The 464-nt window shown below is 73.1% G+C and carries 1 pseudogene; it reads right to left on the minus strand.

The annotated features are described in order from the left end of the window. Positions 1 to 260: 260 nt before the first annotated feature. Positions 261 to 464, minus strand: a pseudogene (locus tag D588_RS25475) (hypothetical protein); the annotation flags it as partial.

A 464-nucleotide genomic window follows, 5' to 3' on the forward strand; every position in this document is an offset into this window, starting at 1 on the left:
CAGGTGCGGGCGCAGCGGCGGGCCACAGCGCGGCGATGTTGTCGCGGAACAACCATGCCGCAGCGGCGGCCACCAGCACGGCGACCAGGATCCACGGCCAGAACGAGTGACGCGGCTGCATGGGATGCACATCTCCATCGGACAATGGAGGTGTGACCGCCGCGATGCGCGCCGGTTCCAGGGCGGGACGGCCAGCGTTCAGCCTAGATGCACGCCTTGCGCGAGGCGCCAGCGCCCCACCAGCGCCGCGTACGCGACTATTACCCCTGCGGGCCTTCGGCAAAGGCGATGCGCGCACCGACCCAGGCTGCGACCAGCGCCGCCGCGACGCGGTCGGCCTGCGCCGCCGGCATCGCCTTGTGCGCGATCATCCATTGCGCCGCGGCAGCGCGCGCCGGCTGCAAGGCCGCCAGTGCCGCCTTGCGATCGGCCTGCGGCCACACGCTCGCGTCGTGCCACGCGGC

Origin of the sequence: Xanthomonas sp. SHU 308, assembly GCF_000364645.1 — a bacterium.
In the GTDB taxonomy this organism is placed as follows: domain Bacteria; phylum Pseudomonadota; class Gammaproteobacteria; order Xanthomonadales; family Xanthomonadaceae; genus Xanthomonas_A; species Xanthomonas_A sontii.